The organism is Pseudomonas sp. EA_65y_Pfl2_P74 (assembly GCF_963970575.1).
GTDB lineage: Bacteria > Pseudomonadota > Gammaproteobacteria > Pseudomonadales > Pseudomonadaceae > Aquipseudomonas > Aquipseudomonas baetica_A.
On record NZ_CAXAOQ010000025.1, the window covers coordinates 39,671 to 59,428 of the forward strand.

The 19,758-nt window shown below is 59.9% G+C and carries 17 protein-coding genes and 1 pseudogene; 8 read left to right on the top strand and 10 right to left on the bottom strand.

Features of this window, described 5'->3' with window-relative positions; genetic code table 11:
- Positions 1-199: 199 nt before the first annotated feature.
- Positions 200-2,629 carry a TonB-dependent siderophore receptor gene (locus AACY18_RS19700; protein WP_339465841.1) on the top strand — a complete coding sequence of 810 codons (2,430 nt, stop codon included), beginning with the start codon at positions 200-202 and terminating at the stop codon, positions 2,627-2,629.
- Between the two features lie 120 nt (positions 2,630-2,749).
- Here the strand turns inward: AACY18_RS19700 and AACY18_RS19705 are convergent, their stop codons facing one another.
- On the bottom strand, positions 2,750-3,625 hold the full coding sequence (locus AACY18_RS19705; protein WP_339432050.1) for an AraC family transcriptional regulator: 876 nt from the start codon (positions 3,623-3,625) through the stop codon (positions 2,750-2,752).
- Between the two features lie 139 nt (positions 3,626-3,764).
- Between AACY18_RS19705 and AACY18_RS19710 the strand changes: the two genes are divergently transcribed.
- Positions 3,765-4,667, top strand: coding sequence for a DMT family transporter (locus AACY18_RS19710; protein ID WP_339465843.1), 903 nt, complete (start codon positions 3,765-3,767; stop codon positions 4,665-4,667).
- 20 nt (positions 4,668-4,687) lie between these two features.
- Here AACY18_RS19710 and AACY18_RS19715 read toward each other — a convergent pair whose 3' ends face one another.
- The 3 genes from AACY18_RS19715 to AACY18_RS19725 form a co-directional block, all read right to left on the bottom strand.
- Positions 4,688-5,197 (bottom strand): DUF2165 family protein, encoded by a 510-nt coding sequence (locus AACY18_RS19715; RefSeq protein ID WP_339465845.1) that lies wholly within the window; start codon positions 5,195-5,197, stop codon positions 4,688-4,690.
- A 144-nt stretch (positions 5,198-5,341) separates the two neighbouring features.
- On the bottom strand, positions 5,342-6,316 hold the full coding sequence (locus AACY18_RS19720) for a 2-hydroxyacid dehydrogenase (RefSeq protein WP_339465846.1): 975 nt from the start codon (positions 6,314-6,316) through the stop codon (positions 5,342-5,344).
- A gap of 682 nt (positions 6,317-6,998) precedes the next feature.
- Positions 6,999-7,373 (bottom strand): DUF6124 family protein, encoded by a 375-nt coding sequence (locus AACY18_RS19725; protein ID WP_339432054.1) that lies wholly within the window; start codon positions 7,371-7,373, stop codon positions 6,999-7,001.
- Positions 7,374-7,389: 16 nt separating this feature from the next.
- Between AACY18_RS19725 and AACY18_RS19730 the strand changes: the two genes are divergently transcribed.
- Positions 7,390-7,683, top strand: coding sequence for a hypothetical protein (locus tag AACY18_RS19730; RefSeq protein ID WP_339465848.1), 294 nt, complete (start codon positions 7,390-7,392; stop codon positions 7,681-7,683).
- A gap of 96 nt (positions 7,684-7,779) precedes the next feature.
- Here the strand turns inward: AACY18_RS19730 and AACY18_RS19735 are convergent, their stop codons facing one another.
- On the bottom strand, positions 7,780-8,748 hold the full coding sequence (locus tag AACY18_RS19735; protein ID WP_339432055.1) for a LysR family transcriptional regulator: 969 nt from the start codon (positions 8,746-8,748) through the stop codon (positions 7,780-7,782).
- Between the two features lie 194 nt (positions 8,749-8,942).
- On the opposite strand from AACY18_RS19735, the gene AACY18_RS19740 reads away from it, so the two are divergent.
- The 4 genes from AACY18_RS19740 (at position 8,943) to AACY18_RS19755 (ending at position 13,858) form a co-directional block, all read left to right on the top strand.
- Entirely contained in the window at positions 8,943-10,442 is a 1,500-nt protein-coding gene (locus tag AACY18_RS19740; RefSeq protein WP_339465850.1) for an efflux transporter outer membrane subunit, read from the top strand.
- 138 nt (positions 10,443-10,580) lie between these two features.
- Entirely contained in the window at positions 10,581-12,773 is a 2,193-nt protein-coding gene (locus tag AACY18_RS19745; RefSeq protein WP_339465852.1) for an FUSC family protein, read from the top strand.
- Positions 12,763-12,963, top strand: a complete 201-nt coding sequence (locus AACY18_RS19750) for a DUF1656 domain-containing protein (protein ID WP_221729964.1) — start codon at positions 12,763-12,765, stop codon at positions 12,961-12,963. The genes AACY18_RS19745 and AACY18_RS19750 overlap by 11 nt, the downstream gene beginning before the upstream one ends.
- A gap of 25 nt (positions 12,964-12,988) precedes the next feature.
- Positions 12,989-13,858, top strand: a complete 870-nt coding sequence (locus AACY18_RS19755) for an HlyD family secretion protein (RefSeq protein WP_339465853.1) — start codon at positions 12,989-12,991, stop codon at positions 13,856-13,858.
- Between the two features lie 90 nt (positions 13,859-13,948).
- Here the strand turns inward: AACY18_RS19755 and AACY18_RS19760 are convergent, their stop codons facing one another.
- From AACY18_RS19760 to AACY18_RS19770, 3 genes are all read right to left on the bottom strand, one after another.
- Positions 13,949-14,950, bottom strand: a complete 1,002-nt coding sequence (locus tag AACY18_RS19760) for a sel1 repeat family protein (protein ID WP_339432059.1) — start codon at positions 14,948-14,950, stop codon at positions 13,949-13,951.
- 248 nt (positions 14,951-15,198) lie between these two features.
- Complete coding sequence (locus tag AACY18_RS19765; RefSeq protein WP_339432060.1) at positions 15,199-16,023, bottom strand: SDR family oxidoreductase; 825 nt, start codon at positions 16,021-16,023, stop codon at positions 15,199-15,201.
- Between the two features lie 35 nt (positions 16,024-16,058).
- On the bottom strand, positions 16,059-16,523 hold the full coding sequence (locus AACY18_RS19770; RefSeq protein ID WP_339432061.1) for a multidrug transporter: 465 nt from the start codon (positions 16,521-16,523) through the stop codon (positions 16,059-16,061).
- Between the two features lie 314 nt (positions 16,524-16,837).
- Between AACY18_RS19770 and AACY18_RS19775 the strand changes: the two are divergent.
- Positions 16,838-17,026, top strand: a pseudogene (locus AACY18_RS19775) (RHS repeat-associated core domain-containing protein); the annotation flags it as partial.
- A gap of 495 nt (positions 17,027-17,521) precedes the next feature.
- On the opposite strand, the gene AACY18_RS19780 reads toward AACY18_RS19775, so the two are convergent.
- Entirely contained in the window at positions 17,522-18,973 is a 1,452-nt protein-coding gene (locus AACY18_RS19780) for a mannose-1-phosphate guanylyltransferase/mannose-6-phosphate isomerase (RefSeq protein ID WP_339432062.1), read from the bottom strand.
- Positions 18,974-19,098: 125 nt separating this feature from the next.
- Complete coding sequence (locus AACY18_RS19785; RefSeq protein ID WP_339432063.1) at positions 19,099-19,755, bottom strand: alginate O-acetyltransferase AlgF; 657 nt, start codon at positions 19,753-19,755, stop codon at positions 19,099-19,101.
- Positions 19,756-19,758 lie beyond the last annotated feature (3 nt).

Sequence of the window (19,758 nt, forward strand, 5' to 3'; positions counted from 1 at the left end):
CGGGAGCAAGCCCCCTTCCCACAATTTGAAATGTGGTGCCCTTGTGGGAGGGGCTTGCTCCCGAGGGCGTCGGCACATACAACACGTCGTCCAAAAATATTTTCAAAATTGTGGTGAGGTAAACCCGAGCCCCATCCGTGTAGTGACTGAAACTGCGAGTCATTCGCATCCGTTGCGGTTCTACACAGGTCATTGAGCAATGAAGTCCAGGGCAAAGTCGGGTTCGGTCAAACAGTGGTTCGGTGCGTCGGCGTTGAGTTTTTCGGCATTGGCGTTGTTGCCGATGAGCGTGGCGCTCGCCGCTGAAACCACCAGCAGTCAGGCGCAAAAGCAGTTCAGTTTCTCCCTGGCCGCCCAACCGCTGCCGCAAGCCCTGAGCGATTTCAGCCGTGTCACCGGGCAGAGTGTGGTTTACACCGATGAAGCGCCCTACGGCCTGAACGCTCCGGCGGTCAACGGCCAGATGAGTGCCGAGCAAGCCTTGCGGCGCCTGCTCACCGGTTCCGGCTTGAACGGGCGCCGCACCGACAGCCACACCCTGGTGCTTGAACCGCAACCCGCTGGCGGTGCGTTGAACCTCGGCGCCACCACCATCACGTCGGTGCGCGACGAGTCGATGAGCTACCAGCCGCCGCACACCAGTTCGGTGATGCGTTCTTCGGCGTCGCTTCAGGAAATCCCGCAGACCGTCAACGTCATCCCGGCCCAGGTCATTCGCGATCAGGCGCCGCGCAATCTCGACGATGCGCTGGCCAACGTCAGTGGCATCACCCAGGGCAACACCTTGGGCAGCACTCAGGACTCAGTGATGACCCGCGGTTTCGGTGATAACCGCAACGGCTCGATCATGCGCGACGGCATGCCATTGGTGCAGGGGCGGGGCATGAACGCCACCGTGGACCGGGTCGAAGTGCTCAAGGGGCCGGCGTCATTGCTCTACGGGATTCAGGACCCGGGCGGTGTGGTCAACATGGTCAGCAAGAAGCCTGAGCTGACTCAGTACAACGCCCTGACCCTGCGCGGCTCGACCTACGGCGAAGGCAAGAATGGCAGCGGCGGCACCTTCGACAGCACGGGTGCGCTGGGCGAATCCGGGCTGGCGTATCGTCTGGTGATCGATCACGAAGACGAGGATTACTGGCGCAACTTCGGCACTCACCGCGAAACCCTGATCGCCCCGTCGCTGGCCTGGTTCGGCGAGCGGACCAAGCTGTCCTTCGGCTACGAGCATCGTGAATTTCTCACGCCGTTCGATCGTGGCACGGTCATCGATCCACGCACCAACCACCCGCTGAACATCTCGCGCAAGGAGCGTCTCGACGAGCCGTTCAACGATATGGAAGGGCGTTCGGACTTGTATCACGTCGAAGCCGATCACGAACTCAACGACGACTGGAAAGCCCACTTTGGCTACAGCTGGAACCGCGAAACCTACGACGCCAGCCAAGTCCGTGTCACAGCGATCGACACCAACAAAGGCACGCTGACCCGCAACATGGATGGCACGCGCAACGCGATCACCACCGACCGTTTCACCACGGCCAGCCTCGAAGGCAAGGTCAACGTGCTGGGCATGCAGCATGACCTGGTGTTTGGCGTCGATGACGAGTACCGCAAGATCTACCGTGCTGACCTGATCCGCCAGAAAAGCCTGAGCACCTTCAGCTACGTCAACCCGGTGTATGGCCGTGAAGTCGAAGGCACCACGGTCAGCGCGGCGGACAGCGCGCAGACCGATCTGCTGCGCAGCGACTCGGTGTTTTTGCAGGACTCGATCCACCTTGATGACCAGTGGATTCTGGTCGCCGGTGCTCGTTTTCAGGCGTACGACCAGTACGCTGGCAAAGGCGTGCCATTCAAGGCCAACACCGACAGCAATGGCCAGAAATGGGTGCCGCGCGCAGGTCTGGTGTATCGCTACACCGATGAGCTGTCGTTCTATGGCAGCTACACCGAATCGTTCAAACCCAACTCGACCATCGCCCCGCTGAGCGGCAGCAGCACCGTGCTCGACGGCAGCATTGCGCCGGAAGAGGCCAAGTCGTGGGAGCTGGGCGCACGGCTGGACATGCCGGGGCGCATCACCGGCAACATCGCGCTGTTCGATATCAAAAAACGCAACGTGCTGGTCGCCAACTCTGAAGGCCCGACGACGATTTACAGCGCTGCCGGTGAAGTACGTTCGCGGGGTCTTGAAATGGATTTGACCGGCCAACTCAGCGACCGCTGGAGCCTGATCGGCAGCTACGCCTACACCGATGCCGAAGTGACCGAGGACCCGACCTACAAGGGCAAACGTCTGCAGAACGTGGCGAAAAACAGCGGCTCATTCTCGGCGGTGTATGACTTCGGCAGTGTGATCGGTGGCGATCAATTGCGCGTGGGTGCCGGGGCGCGGTATGTCGGCGAGAGAGCGGGTAACGCGGTGAATGATTTCGACCTGCCGAGCTACACCGTGGCCGATGCCTTTGCGACTTACGACACCAAGGTAGAAGGGCAGAAGGTCAAATTTCAGCTCAATGTGAAGAACCTGTTTGATCGCACGTATTACACCTCGTCGGCGAGCCGGTTCTTTGTGTCCATGGGGGATTCGCGGCAGGTATCGTTGTCGAGCACCCTGGAGTTCTGACCTGAGACCGCGTCATCGTTCTTCGCGAGCAAGCCAGATTTCACAGGAGGGAATACATTTCCAAATGTGGGAGCGGGCTTGCTCGCGAAGGGGCCATGACAGGCGATAAAGACTTTGGCACTAACGCAAAAACGCCTGCCGATACTCCCCGGGCGTCCCGCCCGAAATCTGCCGGAACCGATTGGCGAAGTGACTGGCGCTGGCAAACCCGCACGCCAGCGCAATCTCACCCAACGGCAACGTTGTATTGCGCAGCCATTCCCGCGCCCGGCTCAGACGTCGCGCCAACACGTACTGATGCGGTGGCAGTCCGAAACTCACGCGAAACATCCGTGCAAAGTGGTACTCCGACAGGGCACACAACCCGGCCAATTGCCCAAGGCTGATGGGCTCGGCCAACTGCGCATCAATGAACTCCACCAATTGTCGGCGCTGGTGCGGCGCCAGCCCGCCCTTGAGGCGCAAGCCCTGACGAACACCAACCTGACTGAGCAAGGTATGGCTGATCAATTCATGAGCAAGGCTACTGGTCAGCAAACGTTCGGCGGGTTCGTCCCAGTTCAGCGTCAGTAACTGTCGGAAACGTTGCGCCTGGTGTGGGTCTTCAAGAAAGGTCTGCTCGCGCAACTGCATCTGTCGCGGTTCGCGATCAAGCAAGGTGATGCAACCAAGGGCAAATTGTTCAGCGCTGAAATACAAGTGTGCCAGGCGGATATCGCCGTTGATGACCCAGCCCGATTCGTGATCGGCCGGCAGGATGCACAACTTGTCCGGGCCACCTTTGTGCCCCGGTTGACCGCGGCGAAATGTGCCGGTGCCACCGGCGATGTAGCACGACAGGGTGTGATGACTCGGTGCTTCGTATTCCTGGGCGTCGTGGTGGTTGGTCCACAGGGCCGCAGACAAACCGTCGCCGAGCTCGGCGCTGTGCAGCAGGCGAGAGTTCGGCGAGCGGTTAAGCGCCTGGAAGACTTGCAGGTTATCGATGGCGGACATGATCGGTTCTCTTCAACGCCTTGCATCGTACTCCGTAGCCGTCCCGCTGCCAGCCGGCCGCCCGACAAAAGCGCAAGTTTATGCAAGCGCTTGTCACCTGCCGCAACTGACACTCAAGGCCTATCTAGGAGTGTTTACCATGAACCTGTCGTTGTATCTGCTGACGGTGCTGATCTGGGGCACCACATGGATTGCCTTGAAATGGCAATTGGGTGTGGTGGCGATCCCGGTGTCGATCGTCTACCGCTTTGGACTCGCCGCGCTGGTGTTGTTCGTGCTGTTGCTGTTGAGTCGTCGACTGCAACCCATGAACCGGCGCGGCCATTTGATCTGCGTGGCCCAGGGCTTGTGTCTGTTTTGCATCAATTTCATGTGCTTTCTCACCGCCAGTCAGTGGATTCCCAGCGGCTTGGTGGCGGTGGTGTTTTCTACCGCCACGCTATGGAACGCGCTCAATGCAAGGGTGTTTTTCGGTCAGCGTATTGCCCCAAACGTGCTGATGGGCGGTGCGCTGGGCCTGTTCGGGTTGGGCATGTTGTTCTGGCCGGAGTTGGCCGGTCATCAAGCCAGTCCGCAAACCTTGCTCGGCTTGGGGCTGGCGCTGTGCGGCACCTTGTGTTTCTCGGCGGGCAACATGCTGTCGAGCCTGCAACAAAAGGCGGGTCTCAAGCCGCTGACCACCAACGCCTGGGGCATGGCCTATGGCGCGGCGATGTTGTCGGTGTGGTGCCTGGTCAAAGGCATTCCATTCAACATGGACGGGTCGCCGCGTTATGTGGGGGCGCTGCTGTATCTGGTGATACCGGGTTCGGTCATCGGTTTCACCGCGTATCTGACGCTGGTCGGGCGCATGGGGCCGGAGCGCGCCGCGTACTGTACGGTGCTGTTCCCGGTGGTGGCGTTGAACGTCTCCGCGTTTGCCGAAGGGTATCAGTGGACGGCGCCGGCGCTGTTCGGACTGGTGTTAGTGATGCTGGGCAACGTGCTGGTGTTTCGCAAACCGAAAGCGGTGGCGCCGCCGATGTCGGGAAAGTTGGTTTGAAATAAAACGAGCGCTGAACTTCAGCGCTCGACTTTCAAGGTGATGTAAATCATGACAGGGAAGATGAAGTCAACGATATGCCGTGCCCAGTCCTTGGCATTCCATGATTGCGAAGTGTCCATGTCAAACCATTCCACCCCCACGGTTTGCAGGCACACGTAATAAATGAATATTGCCGCGAGGATGCCCATGATCGAGAACTTTTTTGCCTCGTGGAATATTTCGGCGGAGGCGTTGATGTTGCGATAGAGCTGATAGGTGCCTATCAGGCACAACACTGTATACGTGACTTCCAGGGTGATAATGAACCAGTAGATCCGGTGATGAATCATCGGCGACTCGATGGCTCGATACTTGATGGTGTCACTGGCAGTGGTGGTGTCCATGCTCAGGATGTGCGCCACGTAAGTGTAGTTTGAATCATAGTCGGTGAAGTTGTGAGTCATCACCAGTAGGCCAAAGAAACTGATGTAAGCCATCAATATAATTTTGCTGTAACGGATAAGTCTGTCGGTGGTCAGGGCGTTCAAGGTTTTAGCTCTCCATTGCATTGTCGATTATTCGACAATTCGGAGAGCTTATAATTTTGTTGTTTAATTAGGTTTGTTGTTCAATTTCAAGTTGTGTATTAAACCAACTAACGGGCAAGTGCCATGGCGCACTTTCCCGTTTTTTCAGCCACGCCAAACTTGCGGGTTTACCAGGTCTTGCGGGCGTTCGCCGAGCAACGCGCTGCGCAAGTTGGCCAAGGCGCGATTGGCCATGGCTTCGCGGGTTTCATTCGTTGCCGAGCCGATGTGCGGCAGGGTCACGGCATTTTTCAACTGGAACAGGGGCGACTCGGCCAGCGGTTCTTTCTCGTACACGTCCAGGCCGGCACCGCGAATCCGGTTGTTTTGCAGGGCTTCAATCAGCGCCGGTTCGTCGACTACCGGGCCACGGGAGATGTTGACCAGAATCGCGCTTGGCTTCATCAGGCCCAGTTCGCGATGGCTGATCAGGTGGCGGGTCTTGTCACTGAGCGGAACGACCAGGCAGACGAAATCGGCTTCGGCCAGCAGTTGATCGAGGCTGCGAAATTGTGCGCCGAGTGCTTGTTCAAGTTCGCTCTTGCGGCTGTTGCCGCTGTAGAGGATCGGCATGTTGAAACCGAAGCGACCACGGCGGGCGATAGCGGCGCCGATGTTGCCCATGCCGACGATGCCGAGGGTTTTGCCATGCACGTCGCAGCCAAACAGCGGGGCGCCGACGCTGGCTTGCCATTGCCCGGCCTTGGTCCAGGCGTCGAGTTCGGCGACGCGGCGGGCGCTGCTCATGATCAACGCGAAGGCGAGGTCGGCGGTGCTTTCAGTGAGCACGTCCGGGGTGTTGGTGAGCATGATCCCGCGTTCGTTGAAGTAGTCGAGGTCGTAGTTGTCGTAGCCGACAGAGACGCTGGAGACCACTTCGAGTTTTGTCGCGTTTTCGAGTTGGGTTTTGCCGAGTTTGCGGCCGACGCCGATCAGGCCGTGGGCGTGGGGCAGGGCTTCGTTGAATTGGGCGTTGATGTCGCCGTTCTTTGGGTTGGGGACGATGACGTCGAACTCTTGCTGGAGGCGTTCGATCATGGGCGGGGTGATGCGGCTGAAGGCCAGGACTGTTTTTTTCATCGTTTTTGGCTCTTGTTCGGGCTTGATGCCAAGCAAGCTAACATTTTTGTTTTGGGGTGTCTTGGCGGCCTCTGGGCCGACCAGGGTTTGGTGGGTGGGGTGAATATCCGGTTTGTTTGTGATGGCGGCTTGAGGTTTCGCCCTTACGGCGACTCACTTTTTTTACAAACGCCTAAAAAAAGTAAGCAAAAAAACGCTTGCTCCTACGTGCGGCCCGCTCGCTGGGGCTCGGGGTGCCTTCGCTCCGGGATCGATCCGGGGGCATCGCTTCCGGTTTGCTTCGCTGCACCTCCTTTCGATGTGTTTGGCTGCGCCAAACGGTCGCTGCGCTCCCACCCCCGGATCAATCCCTCCGCTCAGCCTTCCGACGTCGCCCGTGGATCAAGATCAAGAGCTGCAGCCGAGCTAACGCTCATCCTGTTGAGTGGGGCGGCATTCGCCGCGTGCGGGTTGTCCTTGCCTCCTTTGTAGGAGCTGCCGAAGGCTGCGATCTTTTGATCTTGCTGTTGCTTTTGTGTGGAGTTGGCCTGCCAGCGATGGCGGCCTGACAGCCGATCGATTTTTAGCAGGTTGTATGCGATTCACATTGTAGGAGTGAGCCTGCTCGCGATGACGGTGTGTCAGGCACCTACGATGTTGAATGTGAGCCTGCAATCGCGAGCAGGCTCACTCCTGCAAGGGGTCAGCTGTGTGGCGCGGGTTGGGGGATGTCGACGTTATCCAGTACGCGATTCACGGCCAGTTCCGCCAGCATGATGATCTGCTGAATCGCCAGTATTGTGCGGCGTTGCGGGAGGTCGACGTAGGCGGCGATGTCGCTGCTCATGATGTTGGCTTGGGCCAGTGATTCGCAGGCGTGGACGAGGAGGCTTTCGTTGTCTTGGCCCGGCGCGACCTGAAACATGGTGCTGGGTTTGTGGAAGCGCAGGGTCAGGGCGTTGGGTTTGAGGTAGTGGTCGAGCGCTCGCTCGGCGGCTTCGTGGAATTTCTTCGAATCAGGCGATTCGTAGGGAGAGGTGTTATCCGCTCCGGGCGGATTCGGGCTGTGCTTTTTCATGACAAAGATCCTTTAGATGGAAATGGAGCTGCCATGTTTCGTTTTCCAGGCGAAAGGGTGGCAGCTGTACGCGGACTGGAAAAACCGGCAAAGGATCAAACCCGGCAGACCCGAAGGTCTCCCACGTACAGCCGCCATAACTCAAAAACCGGCGCTGAAAAAGCGCGGCATTATGTCATGTGCTGTGATCCTGCGGGTTTTCCAGACCCGGTCGCTGATTCGTCAGCGACACCCAAAGCCTATCCACCGCACTTCCGACGGACAACCTGCAAAACACGTCGGAAAGTTCCGCGAAAAGCCCGAAATGTAGGAGCTGCCGTAGGCTGCGATCTTTTGATTTTTAAACATCAAGGTCAAAAGATCGCAGCCTGCGGCAGCTCCTGCAGGTTTCACGGTGTGTTGAAAATCAGTTGGCTACGCGTGCTCCGGCGAGGCTGCCGCTGAGTTCGTAGGCGGCCAGTTCTGCCTGGTGTGCAGCAAGGATTTCCGGCAACGAGCCGCGCAGGTACTCGACCCACGTCTTGATCTTTGCATCAAGGTATTGCCGCGATGGGTAGATCGCGTACAGGTTCAGTTCCTGCGAGCGGTAGTTGGGCATGACCCGTACCAGCGTGCCGTTGCGCAAGCCTTCGATGGCGGCGTACACCGGTAGAACACCCAGGCCCATACCGCTGATGATCGCGGTTTTCATGGCGTCGGCGGAGTTCACCAGGAACGGGGAGCTGTTGATGGTGACCATTTCCTGGCCTTCGGGGCCGTCGAAGGCCCATTTTTCCAGAGGGATTACCGGGCTGACCAGGCGCAGGCAGGCGTGGTTGAGCAGGTCGCTGGGCTTTTGTGCGCAGCCGTTGGCTTTCACGTAGGCCGGTGAGGCACAGACGATGCTGTAGGTGATGCCCAGGCGTTGCGAGACGAAGCCGGAGTCCGGCAGTTCGCGGGCCAGCACGATGGAGACGTCGTAGCCTTCATCGAGCAGGTCCGGCACGCGGTTGGCCATGGTCAGGTCGAAGGTGACGTCCGGGTGGGTCTTGCGATAGCGGGCGATGGCGTCGATGACGAAGTGCTGGCCGATGCCGGTCATGGTGTGCACTTTCAACTGCCCGGCAGGGCGCGCGTGGGCTTCGCTGGCTTCGGCCTCTGCCTCTTCGACGTAGGCCAGAATCTGCTCGCAGCGCAGCAAGTAACGCTTGCCGGCTTCGGTCAGGGCGATGCGCCGTGTCGTGCGGTTGAGCAGGCGGGTTTGCAGGTGGGCTTCCAGGTTGGAGACCGCGCGCGAGACGTTGGCTGTGGTGGTGTCGAGTTGCACGGCGGCGGCGGTGAAGCTGCCTGCTTCGGCCACACAACTGAAGGCGCGCATGTTTTGCAAAGTGTCCATGGGGTGCTCTCAAGGGAGATGGCAAATTGTGACACGAAGTTTCGGGGGCTGAGACCCCCGACCAACGGATTATCTCGTTAACGGTAACAAAGATTCACAGGAATCCCAGCTTATCGCCGCCAGGTCGCCCCCCTAGAATTGCGCCGTTCCCTATACACCTCCCCGCCATACCCCTTTCTCAGGAATTCGCAGCTGTGCCGCGTCGCATCAACAGAGCGCTTTTGCCGCTCAGTGTTCTGGCTTTTTCCCTGGCTCTCGGCGGCTGCATCGGTACCGAAGGAATTGCCCCACAGGGCAAAGCGTTGGAGGCCAATGCGCTGGCCACCGACGAGGCCATCGCCCACGCCGCCCGTGACGCCCACTGGCCCACCGCACAATGGTGGCAAGCCTACGGCGACCCGCAACTCAATCGCTGGATCGACCTCGCCGTGCAAGGCAGCCCGAGCATGGCCATGGCCGCTGCGCGGGTGCGTCAGGCCAAAGCCCTGGCCGGCGTCGCGCAAGCGGCCGAGTCGTTGCAGATCAATGGCGAGTCGACCCTCAAGCGTCACAACTGGCCAACCGATCCGTTCTACGGTCCCGGTGATCTGGCCAATTCCACCACTTGGGACAACAACGCTGCGCTGGGTTTGAGCTACGCGCTCGACCTCTGGGGCCGCGAGAGCAACGCCAGCGAGCGTGCTGTGGATCTGGCGCACATGAGCGCCGCCGAGGCGCGGCTGGCGCAGTTGGAGTTGCAGAACAACATCGTGCGCGCTTACATCCAGATGTCGCTGCAGTACGCCCAGCGCGACATCGTCGCCGCCACGCTCAAGCAGCAACAGCAGATTCTCGATCTGGCGCACAAGCGTCTGGACGGCGGGATCGGCACGCACTTCGAAGTCAGTCAGGCCCAAACGCCGTTGCCGGAAACCCATCGACAACTCGATGCGCTGGACGAGGAAATTGCCCTGAGCCGCAATCAACTGGCCGCATTGGCGGGCAAGGGGCCGGGCGAGGGGGCGCAGTTGCAGCGTCCGACCTTGTCTCTCGGCGCTGCATTGAAATTGCCCGGCGCGCTGCCCGCCCAATTGCTCGGCCAGCGTCCGGACGTGGTTGCCAGTCGCTGGCAAGTGGCGGCGCAGGCGCGGGGGATCGATGTGGCGCACGCCGGGTTTTATCCCAACGTCGACCTGGTCGGCAGCCTTGGTTACATGGCCACCGGCGGTGGCGCGCTGGAGTTTTTGACCGGCAAGAAGCTCAACTACAACGTTGGCCCGGCAATCTCGTTACCGATCTTCGACGGTGGACGACTGCGTGCCGAATTGGGAGAAGCGTCGGCCGGTTACGACATCGCCGTGGCGCACTACAACCAGACCCTGGTCAATGCGCTGAAAAACATCTCCGATCAATTGATCCGCCGCGAGTCGATGGACAAGCAACAAGGGTTCGCCGCCGAGTCGGTGGCCGCTGCGCAGAAAACGTACGACATCGCGATGATCGCCTATCAACGGGGCCTCACCGATTACCTCAACGTGCTGAACGCGCAGACGTTGCTGTTCAAGCAGCAGCAGGTGCAACAGCAGGTGCAGGCGGCGCGGCTGAGTGCGCATGCCGAGTTGGTGACCGCGCTCGGCGGCGGGCTCGGTGCCGGCAACGACGTGCCGACTGCCGAACAAACCCAAGCCCCGAAAACCCCGGCCCTTTTACGGTGAACCCAAAACCTGTTGTGCGAGCCTGCTCGCGATGAGGGCGCGTCAGTTGGCTTTTTCGTCGACTGACACACCGCTGTCACTCGCACGCTAGCGCCCACATGTTTTGCGACCTGACTGAACTTCATTGAGCACAATCAAATGACTCCCTTGCCCGCCCCGCTGCGCTGGCTCTACTCCCTGGAATGGCGCCGGGGTGTGTTCGACTGGGCGCGCAGCGATGGCGTGACCTGGGTCTACATCTTCAAGGTGCTGTTCGCCGCTTTCCTGACCCTGTGGCTGGCGATGCGTCTGGAACTGCCGCAGCCGCGCACCGCGATGATCACGGTGTTCATCGTCATGCAGCCGCAGAGCGGTCATGTATTTGCCAAGAGTTTCTATCGCTTCCTCGGCACCCTCGCCGGGTCGGCGATGATGGTCACGCTGATTGCGTTGTTTGCGCAGAACACCGAGTTGTTTCTCGGCTCGCTGGCAATCTGGGTGGGCATCTGCTCGGCCGGTGCCGCACGCTGCCGTAACTTCCGTGCTTACGGTTTTGTGCTGGCCGGCTACACCGCTGCGATGGTCGGTTTGCCAGCGTTGGCGCACCCGGATGGCGCGTTCATGGCGGCGGTATGGCGGGTGCTGGAAATCTCCCTAGGGATTGTCTGCTCGACCGTGATCAGCGCCGCGATTGTGCCGCAGACCGCCAGCGCCGCTATGCGCAACGCGTTGTATCAGCGCTTTGGTGTGTTCGCCTTGTTCGTCACCAATGGCCTGCGCGGGCGAAGCAAAGCGCAAGACTTTGAAGCCAGCAACGTACGGTTCATCGCCGAAGCCGTGGGCCTGGAAGGGCTGCGCAGCGTGACTGTGTTCGAAGACCCGCACATGCGTCGGCGCAACGGTCGGCTGAGCCGTTTGAACAGTGAGTTCATGGGTATTACCACCCGTTTCAATGCGCTGCATCAGTTGCTCGAACGCTTGCGTGGCAATGACGAAGAACACGTCGTGGCGGCGATCAAACCCGGTTTGCAGGATCTGGCCGAAGTGCTCGATGGCTTCAGTGGCCGTGCCTTGACCAGCCCCGATGCGGCACGGCTGGTCGCGGCGCTGGCGACCTACAAAGAAGGCTTGCCGGCGCGGGTGCGCAGCTTGCGGGCAATCTTTCAGGAGTGCGAGCCGAGCGACGCCGAGCAACTGGATTTTCACACCGCGTACGAGTTGCTCTATCGCTTCGTCGATGACCTGCACAGTTATGCACAGACCCACGCCTCGCTCGCCGATCACCGCCACGAACGCGAGCGCTGGGACGAGCCGTTCACCTCGCAAACCAACTGGTGGGCAGCCGCGGCGTCGGGCATTCGCGCCTCGTTTATTTTGATCGTGCTGGGCAGTTATTGGGTCGCGACGGCATGGCCGAGTGGTGCGACGATGACGCTGATCGCCGCGGCCACAGTGGGCCTGTCCGCCGCCACGCCAAACCCGAAACGCATGGCCTTTCAAATGGCTTGCGGCACCTTCCTCGGCGCACTGATCGGCTTCGTCGAAATGTTTTTCATCTTCCCGTGGATCGACGGTTTCCCGTTGCTGTGCGTGATGCTCGCGCCGGTGATCGTGCTGGGCTCGTTCCTGACCTCGCGGCCGCAGTACGCCGGTGTCGGCCTCGGTCTGTTGATCTTCTTCAGCACCGGTTCTGTACCGGACAACCTGACTGTCTACAACCCGTACGCCTTCATCAACGACTACATCGCCATGGTCATGGGCATGCTGGTCTGTGCGGCGGCTGGCGCGATTATCCTGCCGCCCAACAGCCGTTGGTTGTGGCAGCGTCTGGAGCAGGATCTGCGTGGCCAGGTGGTCTATGCGATCAGTGGCAAGCTCAAAGGCCTGGCGTCGAGTTTCGAGAGCCGTACCCGCGACTTGTTGCATCAGGCCTACGGTCTGGCGACGGGCCAGCCGACCGTGCAAAAGAACCTGTTGCGCTGGATGTTCGTGGTGCTCGAAGTCGGTCACGCGATCATTGAGTTGCGCAAGGAACAGGCGATCTTGCCGGTGCACCCGGCCTATGCCGAATCGCAGCCGTGGCGTCAGGCGATCCGCGTGATGGGCCGGGCGTTGGTGCGGCTGTTCTTGCAGCCCAACCCAAGCAATCTGGAGCGCGCACTGGTGGCGGTTGATCACGCGATCAGCCGGGTCGCGGCCACCGATGAGCCGTTCGCACCGCACTTCGACACCTCCGCGCTGCGCCGGGTGAAGAGCTATCTGCACTTCATTCGCACCTCATTGCTCGACCCGCAATCACCGCTTGCTGCGCTCACGCAAGCCAAGCCTGAAGGACTTGCCCATGCCCCGTGAAATCGCTTTCCACGGCGTGTACATGCCGACCATGACCCTGATGTTTTTCATCGCTGCAGCGCTGGCCTGGGCGCTGGATCGGTTTCTCGCCGGGTTCGATCTGTACCGCTTCTTTTGGCACCCGGCGCTGCTGCGCCTGAGTCTGTTTACCTGTCTGTTCGGCGCCTTGGCGCTGACGGTTTACCGTTGATTCTCTATCTCTGAAGAAGGCATTGATGAAAAAGTTTTTCAGTCTGCTCGCGACCCTGTTGGTGCTGGCCGTCGCGCTGTGGATCGGCCGAACCCTGTGGGTGCATTACATGAACACGCCGTGGACGCGGGATGGGCGGGTTCGTGCGGACATCATCAACGTCGCCGCCGATGTCACCGGTGAAGTGATCGACGTGCCGGTGCGCGACAATCAGTTGGTGAAGAAGGGCGACTTGCTGATGCAGATCGATCCCGAGCACTACCGCATTGCGGTGAAACAGGCGCAGTCGCTGGTGGCTTCACGCAAGTCCACCTGGGAGATGCGCAAGGTCAACGCCCACCGCCGCGCCGACCTCGACAACCTGGTGATCTCCAAGGAAAACCGCGACGACGCGAGCAACATCGCCGACGCTGCACTGGCCGACTACCAACACGCCCAAGCGCAACTGGAAGCCGCTGAACTCAACCTCAAACGCACCGAAGTGCGCGCAGCGGTGGACGGCTATGTGACCAACCTCAACGTCCATCGCGGCGACTACGCACGCATCGGCGAGGCGAAAATGGCCGTGGTCGACATGAACTCGTTCTGGGTTTACGGCTTCTTTGAAGAGACCAAACTTCCCCACGTACGCGTCGGCGATAAGGCCGACATGCAACTGATGAGCGGCGAGGCATTGAAGGGGCATGTGGAAAGTATCTCGCGCGGCATCTACGACCGCGACAACCCGCAAAGTCGCGAGCTGATTGCCGATGTGAATCCGACCTTCAACTGGGTACGACTGGCCCAGCGTGTGCCGGTACGGATTCACATTGATGAAGTGCCGGAGGGCGTACTGCTGGCGGCGGGGATGACTTGTACGGTAGTGGTGAAGCAGGACGCTGTGGATAACGGATAGACCGCGTGGCTGCCATCGCCAGCAGGCTCCCACAGAGGTTCTTCGGTGTGACACAGACCTGTGTGTGAGTGAGCCTGCTCGCGACTGAGCTTATCGGTAGAACGTGTTGACTACCCGCAGTCCAGACTCGATGGCTTCGTCCACCGACAATGCTTGATCTTCCATGAGGGCGACGATCCGCGGGTCTGTTGCGATATTCGCGTCAGGCTTTTTCAACTGAGCGGCGCGGTTCAGTACGATGTAGGCCACAACGTCGCCACGGTTTTTGGTGAAGGGCTGCTCGATAGCAGTGCGCATGGTTTGCTTCACATAGTCGTAACGCTCGACAGATGACATGCCCTTGAAGGTGTCCGGATAGTTCTGATAGATATCGGCGGAGTAACGTCCGACGTCTTCTTCGCGTGCTTCAGCGAACAATGTTTTCTTGCTGGTGACCTGGGTGACAAGTTCGCTGTAAAGCTTGTCGCCTTCGGCGATCTGAGCGGCGTTCATCTTGGCTTTCAGGTCAGCGCCCGCCGTGGTGTCTTCGGCTTTGGCCATGATCCTGGTCCAGGCGTAGGCGGCGCTCAGGTTACCCAGTTCCTCGTATTGCTCGATCAATATCTGCTGGGATTCGGCATAGCCATGCAGCGAGGAACGCTCCAGCCAGCGAGTGGCGAGCGCAGCATCTTGCCGGGTCCCGACTTTGCCGTATTTGTAGCTCTCGTACATACCGTATTCCGCGCACCAGTCGTTCTGCGTCGCTGCGTAAGCCATGTAGTTGAAGGCTTCGGTGTTACGTTGGTCGGCGGTCAGGGTTGAGTCATAGCGGGTGGTCATCGACAGGTAGCAAAACGCGCGAGTGTGCTTGGGGGCGGCCATGACCATGCAGGTTTTGGCGTCCTTGTACTCTCCGTTTTCGTACAACCGGTAGCCGACGCCATACAGAATGTCGCTGTCCATCTGCGCGTTGCAATGCTCGTTGGCGGTCACGACCGGCAGCACGTTTTGCAGGGTCAGTTTGGGCAGCGTGTCATTGAGGGGCAGTTCTTTGGTCGCGCAGCCTGCCAGCACCGTGAGCAATGCCAGAGGCAATACGTTGAAGAGTTTCAAGGGATGTTTCCTGATCTGAATTGATGCGTGTGAGCAGAGCTCGCGTCAGGCAGGTCAACAAAGCAGCGACCGCTTCGGGCGGAAACAGTCGGGGAGGGGGAGATCAGTGTTCAGCAATTCCCTTGCTTCGATGCTTGCCCCAGCGACTCCATGCGCTATCGGGTTTCGGGTTCACATGAAGCGTCGGGTACTTCATGCGCGGCGCATTCTACGTAGATCGACCGGTTTGGCCATTTCATCAGTTGTAATCAAAAGTTTCCGCGCAAGCCGAACCGCTTCATCAACGCCGATTCCAGCAACCCCTTGGGCAACAACGTTGCCAGCAACGGTAACGCCCGGCTGCCATTGCCGAGACGGATCAGGCGTGGCGGCTTGCGCTGCTGCACGGCCTTGAGGACCCCGGCGGCAAACTCACTGGCCGGTGTCGGCTTGTCCTGCGAGGCCTTGGCCCGTGCGCGAATGCCTTCACGCAGGGGAAACCATGGCGATTGCTCGTTGATCAACTGCTCAGCCTCATGCCCGGCGCTTTTGGCGAAACTCGATTGAATCGCCCCCGGTTGCACTTCCATCACGCGAATGCCCAACGGCGCCAACTCCATGCGCAGCGCATCGCTCAAGGCATGCACCGCCGCTTTCGAGGCGCAGTAGGCACCGGCGAACGGCGTGACCAAAACGCCGGAAACGCTGCCGATATTTACCACCAGCCCTTTGCCCCGGCGCAGGGCGGGGAACAGTGCGCGGGTGACACCGATAATGGAGAAAACATTGGTTTCGAACTGGCGCTGCATGGCGGGCACACCGCCGTCGAGCAACGGGCCCATGGCGCCGTAACCGGCGTTGTTAATGAGCACGTCGAGGCTGCCGTGTTGCTGGTTGATCCGTTCGCCGAGTTGTTCCAGTGCCGCGCCGTCGTTGACGTCCAGTTGAATCGCGGTAAACCCGGCGACGCTGAGCGCGGCGATGTCTTCAGGCTTGCGTGCAGTGGCCCAGACTTCAAAACCGGCGCTTTTGAACGCATCGGCCAGCGCACGGCCAATGCCGCTGGAACAACCGGTAATCAACGCAACGGGCATGGCGCATTCCTTGTGCAAAAAAGTGGGGAAGGGGATCAGTCGGAGAAACTGCCCTGCAATCGCTCGGCGCGAAACTCCAGGGTTTGCGGGCGATAACCGGGGCGCAGGGGCGGCATGGGCAGGCAGTCTTCCCAATCAGCGCCGGCCTGTAACTCGCCGGGGCCGCGATAACGCGGGGCGGTGTATTGGTTATCGGCCAGATTCACGGTGTCGCCGGGTGCGTAGGCACCGATGCGCCAGCGCAGTTCGGTCAGTGGCACATCGTTGCCGTTGTTCATCTTCAGTTGCAACGGCCGATCCGCGGGGCATTGTTCCGGTGCGTAGCTGATGCGCATCTCCAGGCGAGCCAATTGCTTGACCTCGCGGTTGTCCAGCCAAACGACCCACATCGCCACCAACCCCAAGCCGATAGCCGCCGCTACGGAGACAGGCAGGGCCTTGGCCGGATAGCGCAACAACAGGATCAACCAGGTGATGATCAGCAAGATGCCGATGAACATGTTTGAACGCTCCTTGAACACGTGCCCACCATCCTACCGAAGGGGCGCGGGAATGGACATTCGGCTGTTAAACCGGGCACCGTCGGTCGGGACTGTAATTTCTGACAGTTGGCAGGGCCGTTCGCCGCTGCTCTGATGTTCGAGGTAAAGGGATGCCGGCGCGGCGCGGGGCGTGCCGGCAGCGATCGCCAATTACTCACAAAGCTATCGGTATGACGCTGGCGGCAATCTGCTCAAATTGATTCACGTCGGTGCACAAAACCCGGGCCATGACCTGCAAGCCGCCCGCTACAGCAATCGCTGTCTGCCCTGGCGCAAGTTACAAGAACATTCGCTATTCGGGCAAGGAACGCGATGCCACCGGTTTGTATGACTGCGGCCATCGCTATTACATCCCGTGGTTGCAGCGCTGGTTGAATCCGGACCCTGCCGGGGCCATCGATGGCCATAACCGCTACCGGGCGATGCGCCACAGACCTGTGGTCTATCGAGACAGCGACGGACGCAAGCCAGAGAAGAAACTCGATGATCGGGTCTATCACGATCTGGCCGAGCAAAAACTGGTCAGCCCGATCCAGGCTGCCGGCATGCAACCGGTGCGCAATTATTTTCAGAGCAATCCGGACCCGAAAGTGCAGGACTACCGACGGCAAATTCCCGTTGAACTGGCAAAGCTGGGGGCCAAAAGCGGCGCGCTGCTCAATACCCATGAGGCCCACGTCAGGGCCGTCGTGATCACCGAAACTTCTCCGCCGTCGGGCCCTGTGATGTATCACGGCGGCGAAGTGCTTTCAGCGGGACTCAGTACGCTCCTTGGCGAAGCGATCGTGCAGGGTGGGAACGTTATAGACCCGCGCGGGAAGAGCAAGCGGTCAAGACTGCCCAGTCCTCTGGGTGAAAGGCTGGCTGAATGTAGAGACCTGCAAAAAAGCCCCCGCCCAACCCACTGCGGATAGGGGACGCAGTGGGCTGGACGAGGGCTTTTTATTGCAGGTCGATCACTGCGCGATGGTTTTCACCGACACGCCGCGTTCGATCGGGGTCGAGCGACCGTAGATGTCTTCGAAACGCTCGATATCGTCTTCACCCAGGTACGAACCGGACTGCACTTCGATGATTTCCAGCGGGATCTTGCCGGGGTTGCGCAGGCGATGCACCGAGGCGATCGGGATGTAGGTCGACTGGTTTTCGCAGAGCAGGAACACGTTTTCATCGCAGGTCACTTCGGCGGTGCCGCTGACCACGATCCAGTGCTCGGCGCGGTGGTGGTGCATCTGCAGCGACAGGCACGCACCCGGTTTGACCGAGATGTGCTTGACCTGGAAACGCCCGCCCATGTCCACCGAGTCGTAAGAACCCCACGGACGATAGACCTCGCAGTGGTTCTGGGTTTCGCTGCGGCCCTGCTCGTTGAGCGTGTTGACCATCTGCTTGACGCCTTGGACCTTGTCCTTGTGGGCGATCATCATGGCGTCCTTGGTTTCGACCACGACGATGTTTTCCAGACCGATCACCGACACCAGTTTGCCGTTGCCGTGGATCATGCAGTTCTTGCTGTCCTGAATGACCACGTCGCCCTTGGTGACGTTGCCGTTGGCGTCCTTCTCGTTGACTTCCCACAGCGACGACCAGCAACCGACATCGCTCCAGCCGGCGGTCAGCGGCACCACGCAGGCGCGCTGGGTTTTCTCCATCACGGAGTAGTCGATGGAGTTGTCCGGGCAGCAGGCGAAGGTGGCTTCGTCCAGCGTGACGGTGTCGGCGTCTTGCTCGCTGCGCTCAAGGGTCAGCAGGCAGGTGTCGTAGATGTCCGGGTCGTGCTTTTTCAGTTCTTCGAGGAAGCGGCTGGCGCGGAACAGGAACATGCCGCTGTTCCAGTAGTAGCCGCCGGACTCGACGTACTCGGTAGCGCGTTTCACATCGGGTTTTTCGACAAAGTGCGAAACGCGGCTGACGCCTTCTGGCAACAACGAATCGTTGCTGGACTTGATGTAGCCGTAACCGGTTTCCGGTTTCGTTGCGGGTACGCCGAACAACACCATTTCACCGTTTTCGGCGGCGACGGTGGCCAGAGCCAGTGCGCGTTGCAGGGCTTTCTGATCTTCCAGAACGTGATCGGCCGGCAGCACCAGCATCAGTTCGTCGCGACCTTCATTGACCAGCATCATCGCCGTCAACGCCACAGCCGGCGCGGTGTTGCGGCCGAACGGTTCCATCAGGATGCGCTGGCATTCCAGGTTACGGTTGCTCAACTGCTCGTTGACGATGAAGCGGTGATCCTTGTTGCAGACCACGATGGGCGTGTCCATGCCTTCGAACACCAGGCGTTCCAGGGTTTGCTGGAACAGCGTGTGTTCGCCGGTCAGGGCGAGGAATTGCTTAGGGAACTGTTTACGCGAAAGCGGCCAAAGACGTGAACCGCTACCACCTGACAAGATCACCGGAATCATATTGTTTACTCCATAAAATCGATTGGGTTAGAGCCACGAACCTGTGTCGTTTCACTCTTGTTTTTGTCTCGTATCCGAACTGACAACCCTCCCACAGCGGGGACGGGGTCAGGCAGGAAAAATTGTTAGCGCGTCGACACCGGGCGTTTCACCCAGACTGGCGACAGGTTGCTGCCGTTACCGGTGACGTACAGCACCGCGGCTTCACCGCGTTCCAGCGCGACCGGTTTCACGTCGCTGACTTTTTTGTCGCCCTCAAACAGCGCCAGGCTGACTTTCACCGGGTTGATTTCACGTTCGCCACGGCCCTTGGCGGCGACGCTCTTGACCACTTCGGTCTTGCCGTCGGCGGTTTTCAGGGTCAGCGGTTTGTCGCTGAGGTTCTGCACGCGCACCAGGGATTTCTGCTTGTTTTTGAACGGCGGTTCTTCGATCAGTTGCGGCGCGCCGGAAGCGTTGTTGACCAGGGTGTAGTAGTGGTCACCGGCGAGTTTCACCGCCAGGCTCTGGCTGCCGACTTTGGCGCTGTAATCACCGCCCGGCATGAAGCTGAAGTCGCTGCTGGCCAGTGGTGCGATATCGCTCAGGCTGGTGCTGCCGACAGTGGCGCTGACTTCGGCGTTGCTGGCGTTGTAGACCCGCACGAAGGTCGAGCCTTTCGGTGCGGTCGGGCCGTAGAGCGCGGCGTCGCCACCGGCAAAGGCCTGGACCGACAGCACGCTCAGACCTGCAACCAGTGCAATGCGTTTCACGAGACTTTGATGATTGGTAGTGAAAGTCATGGT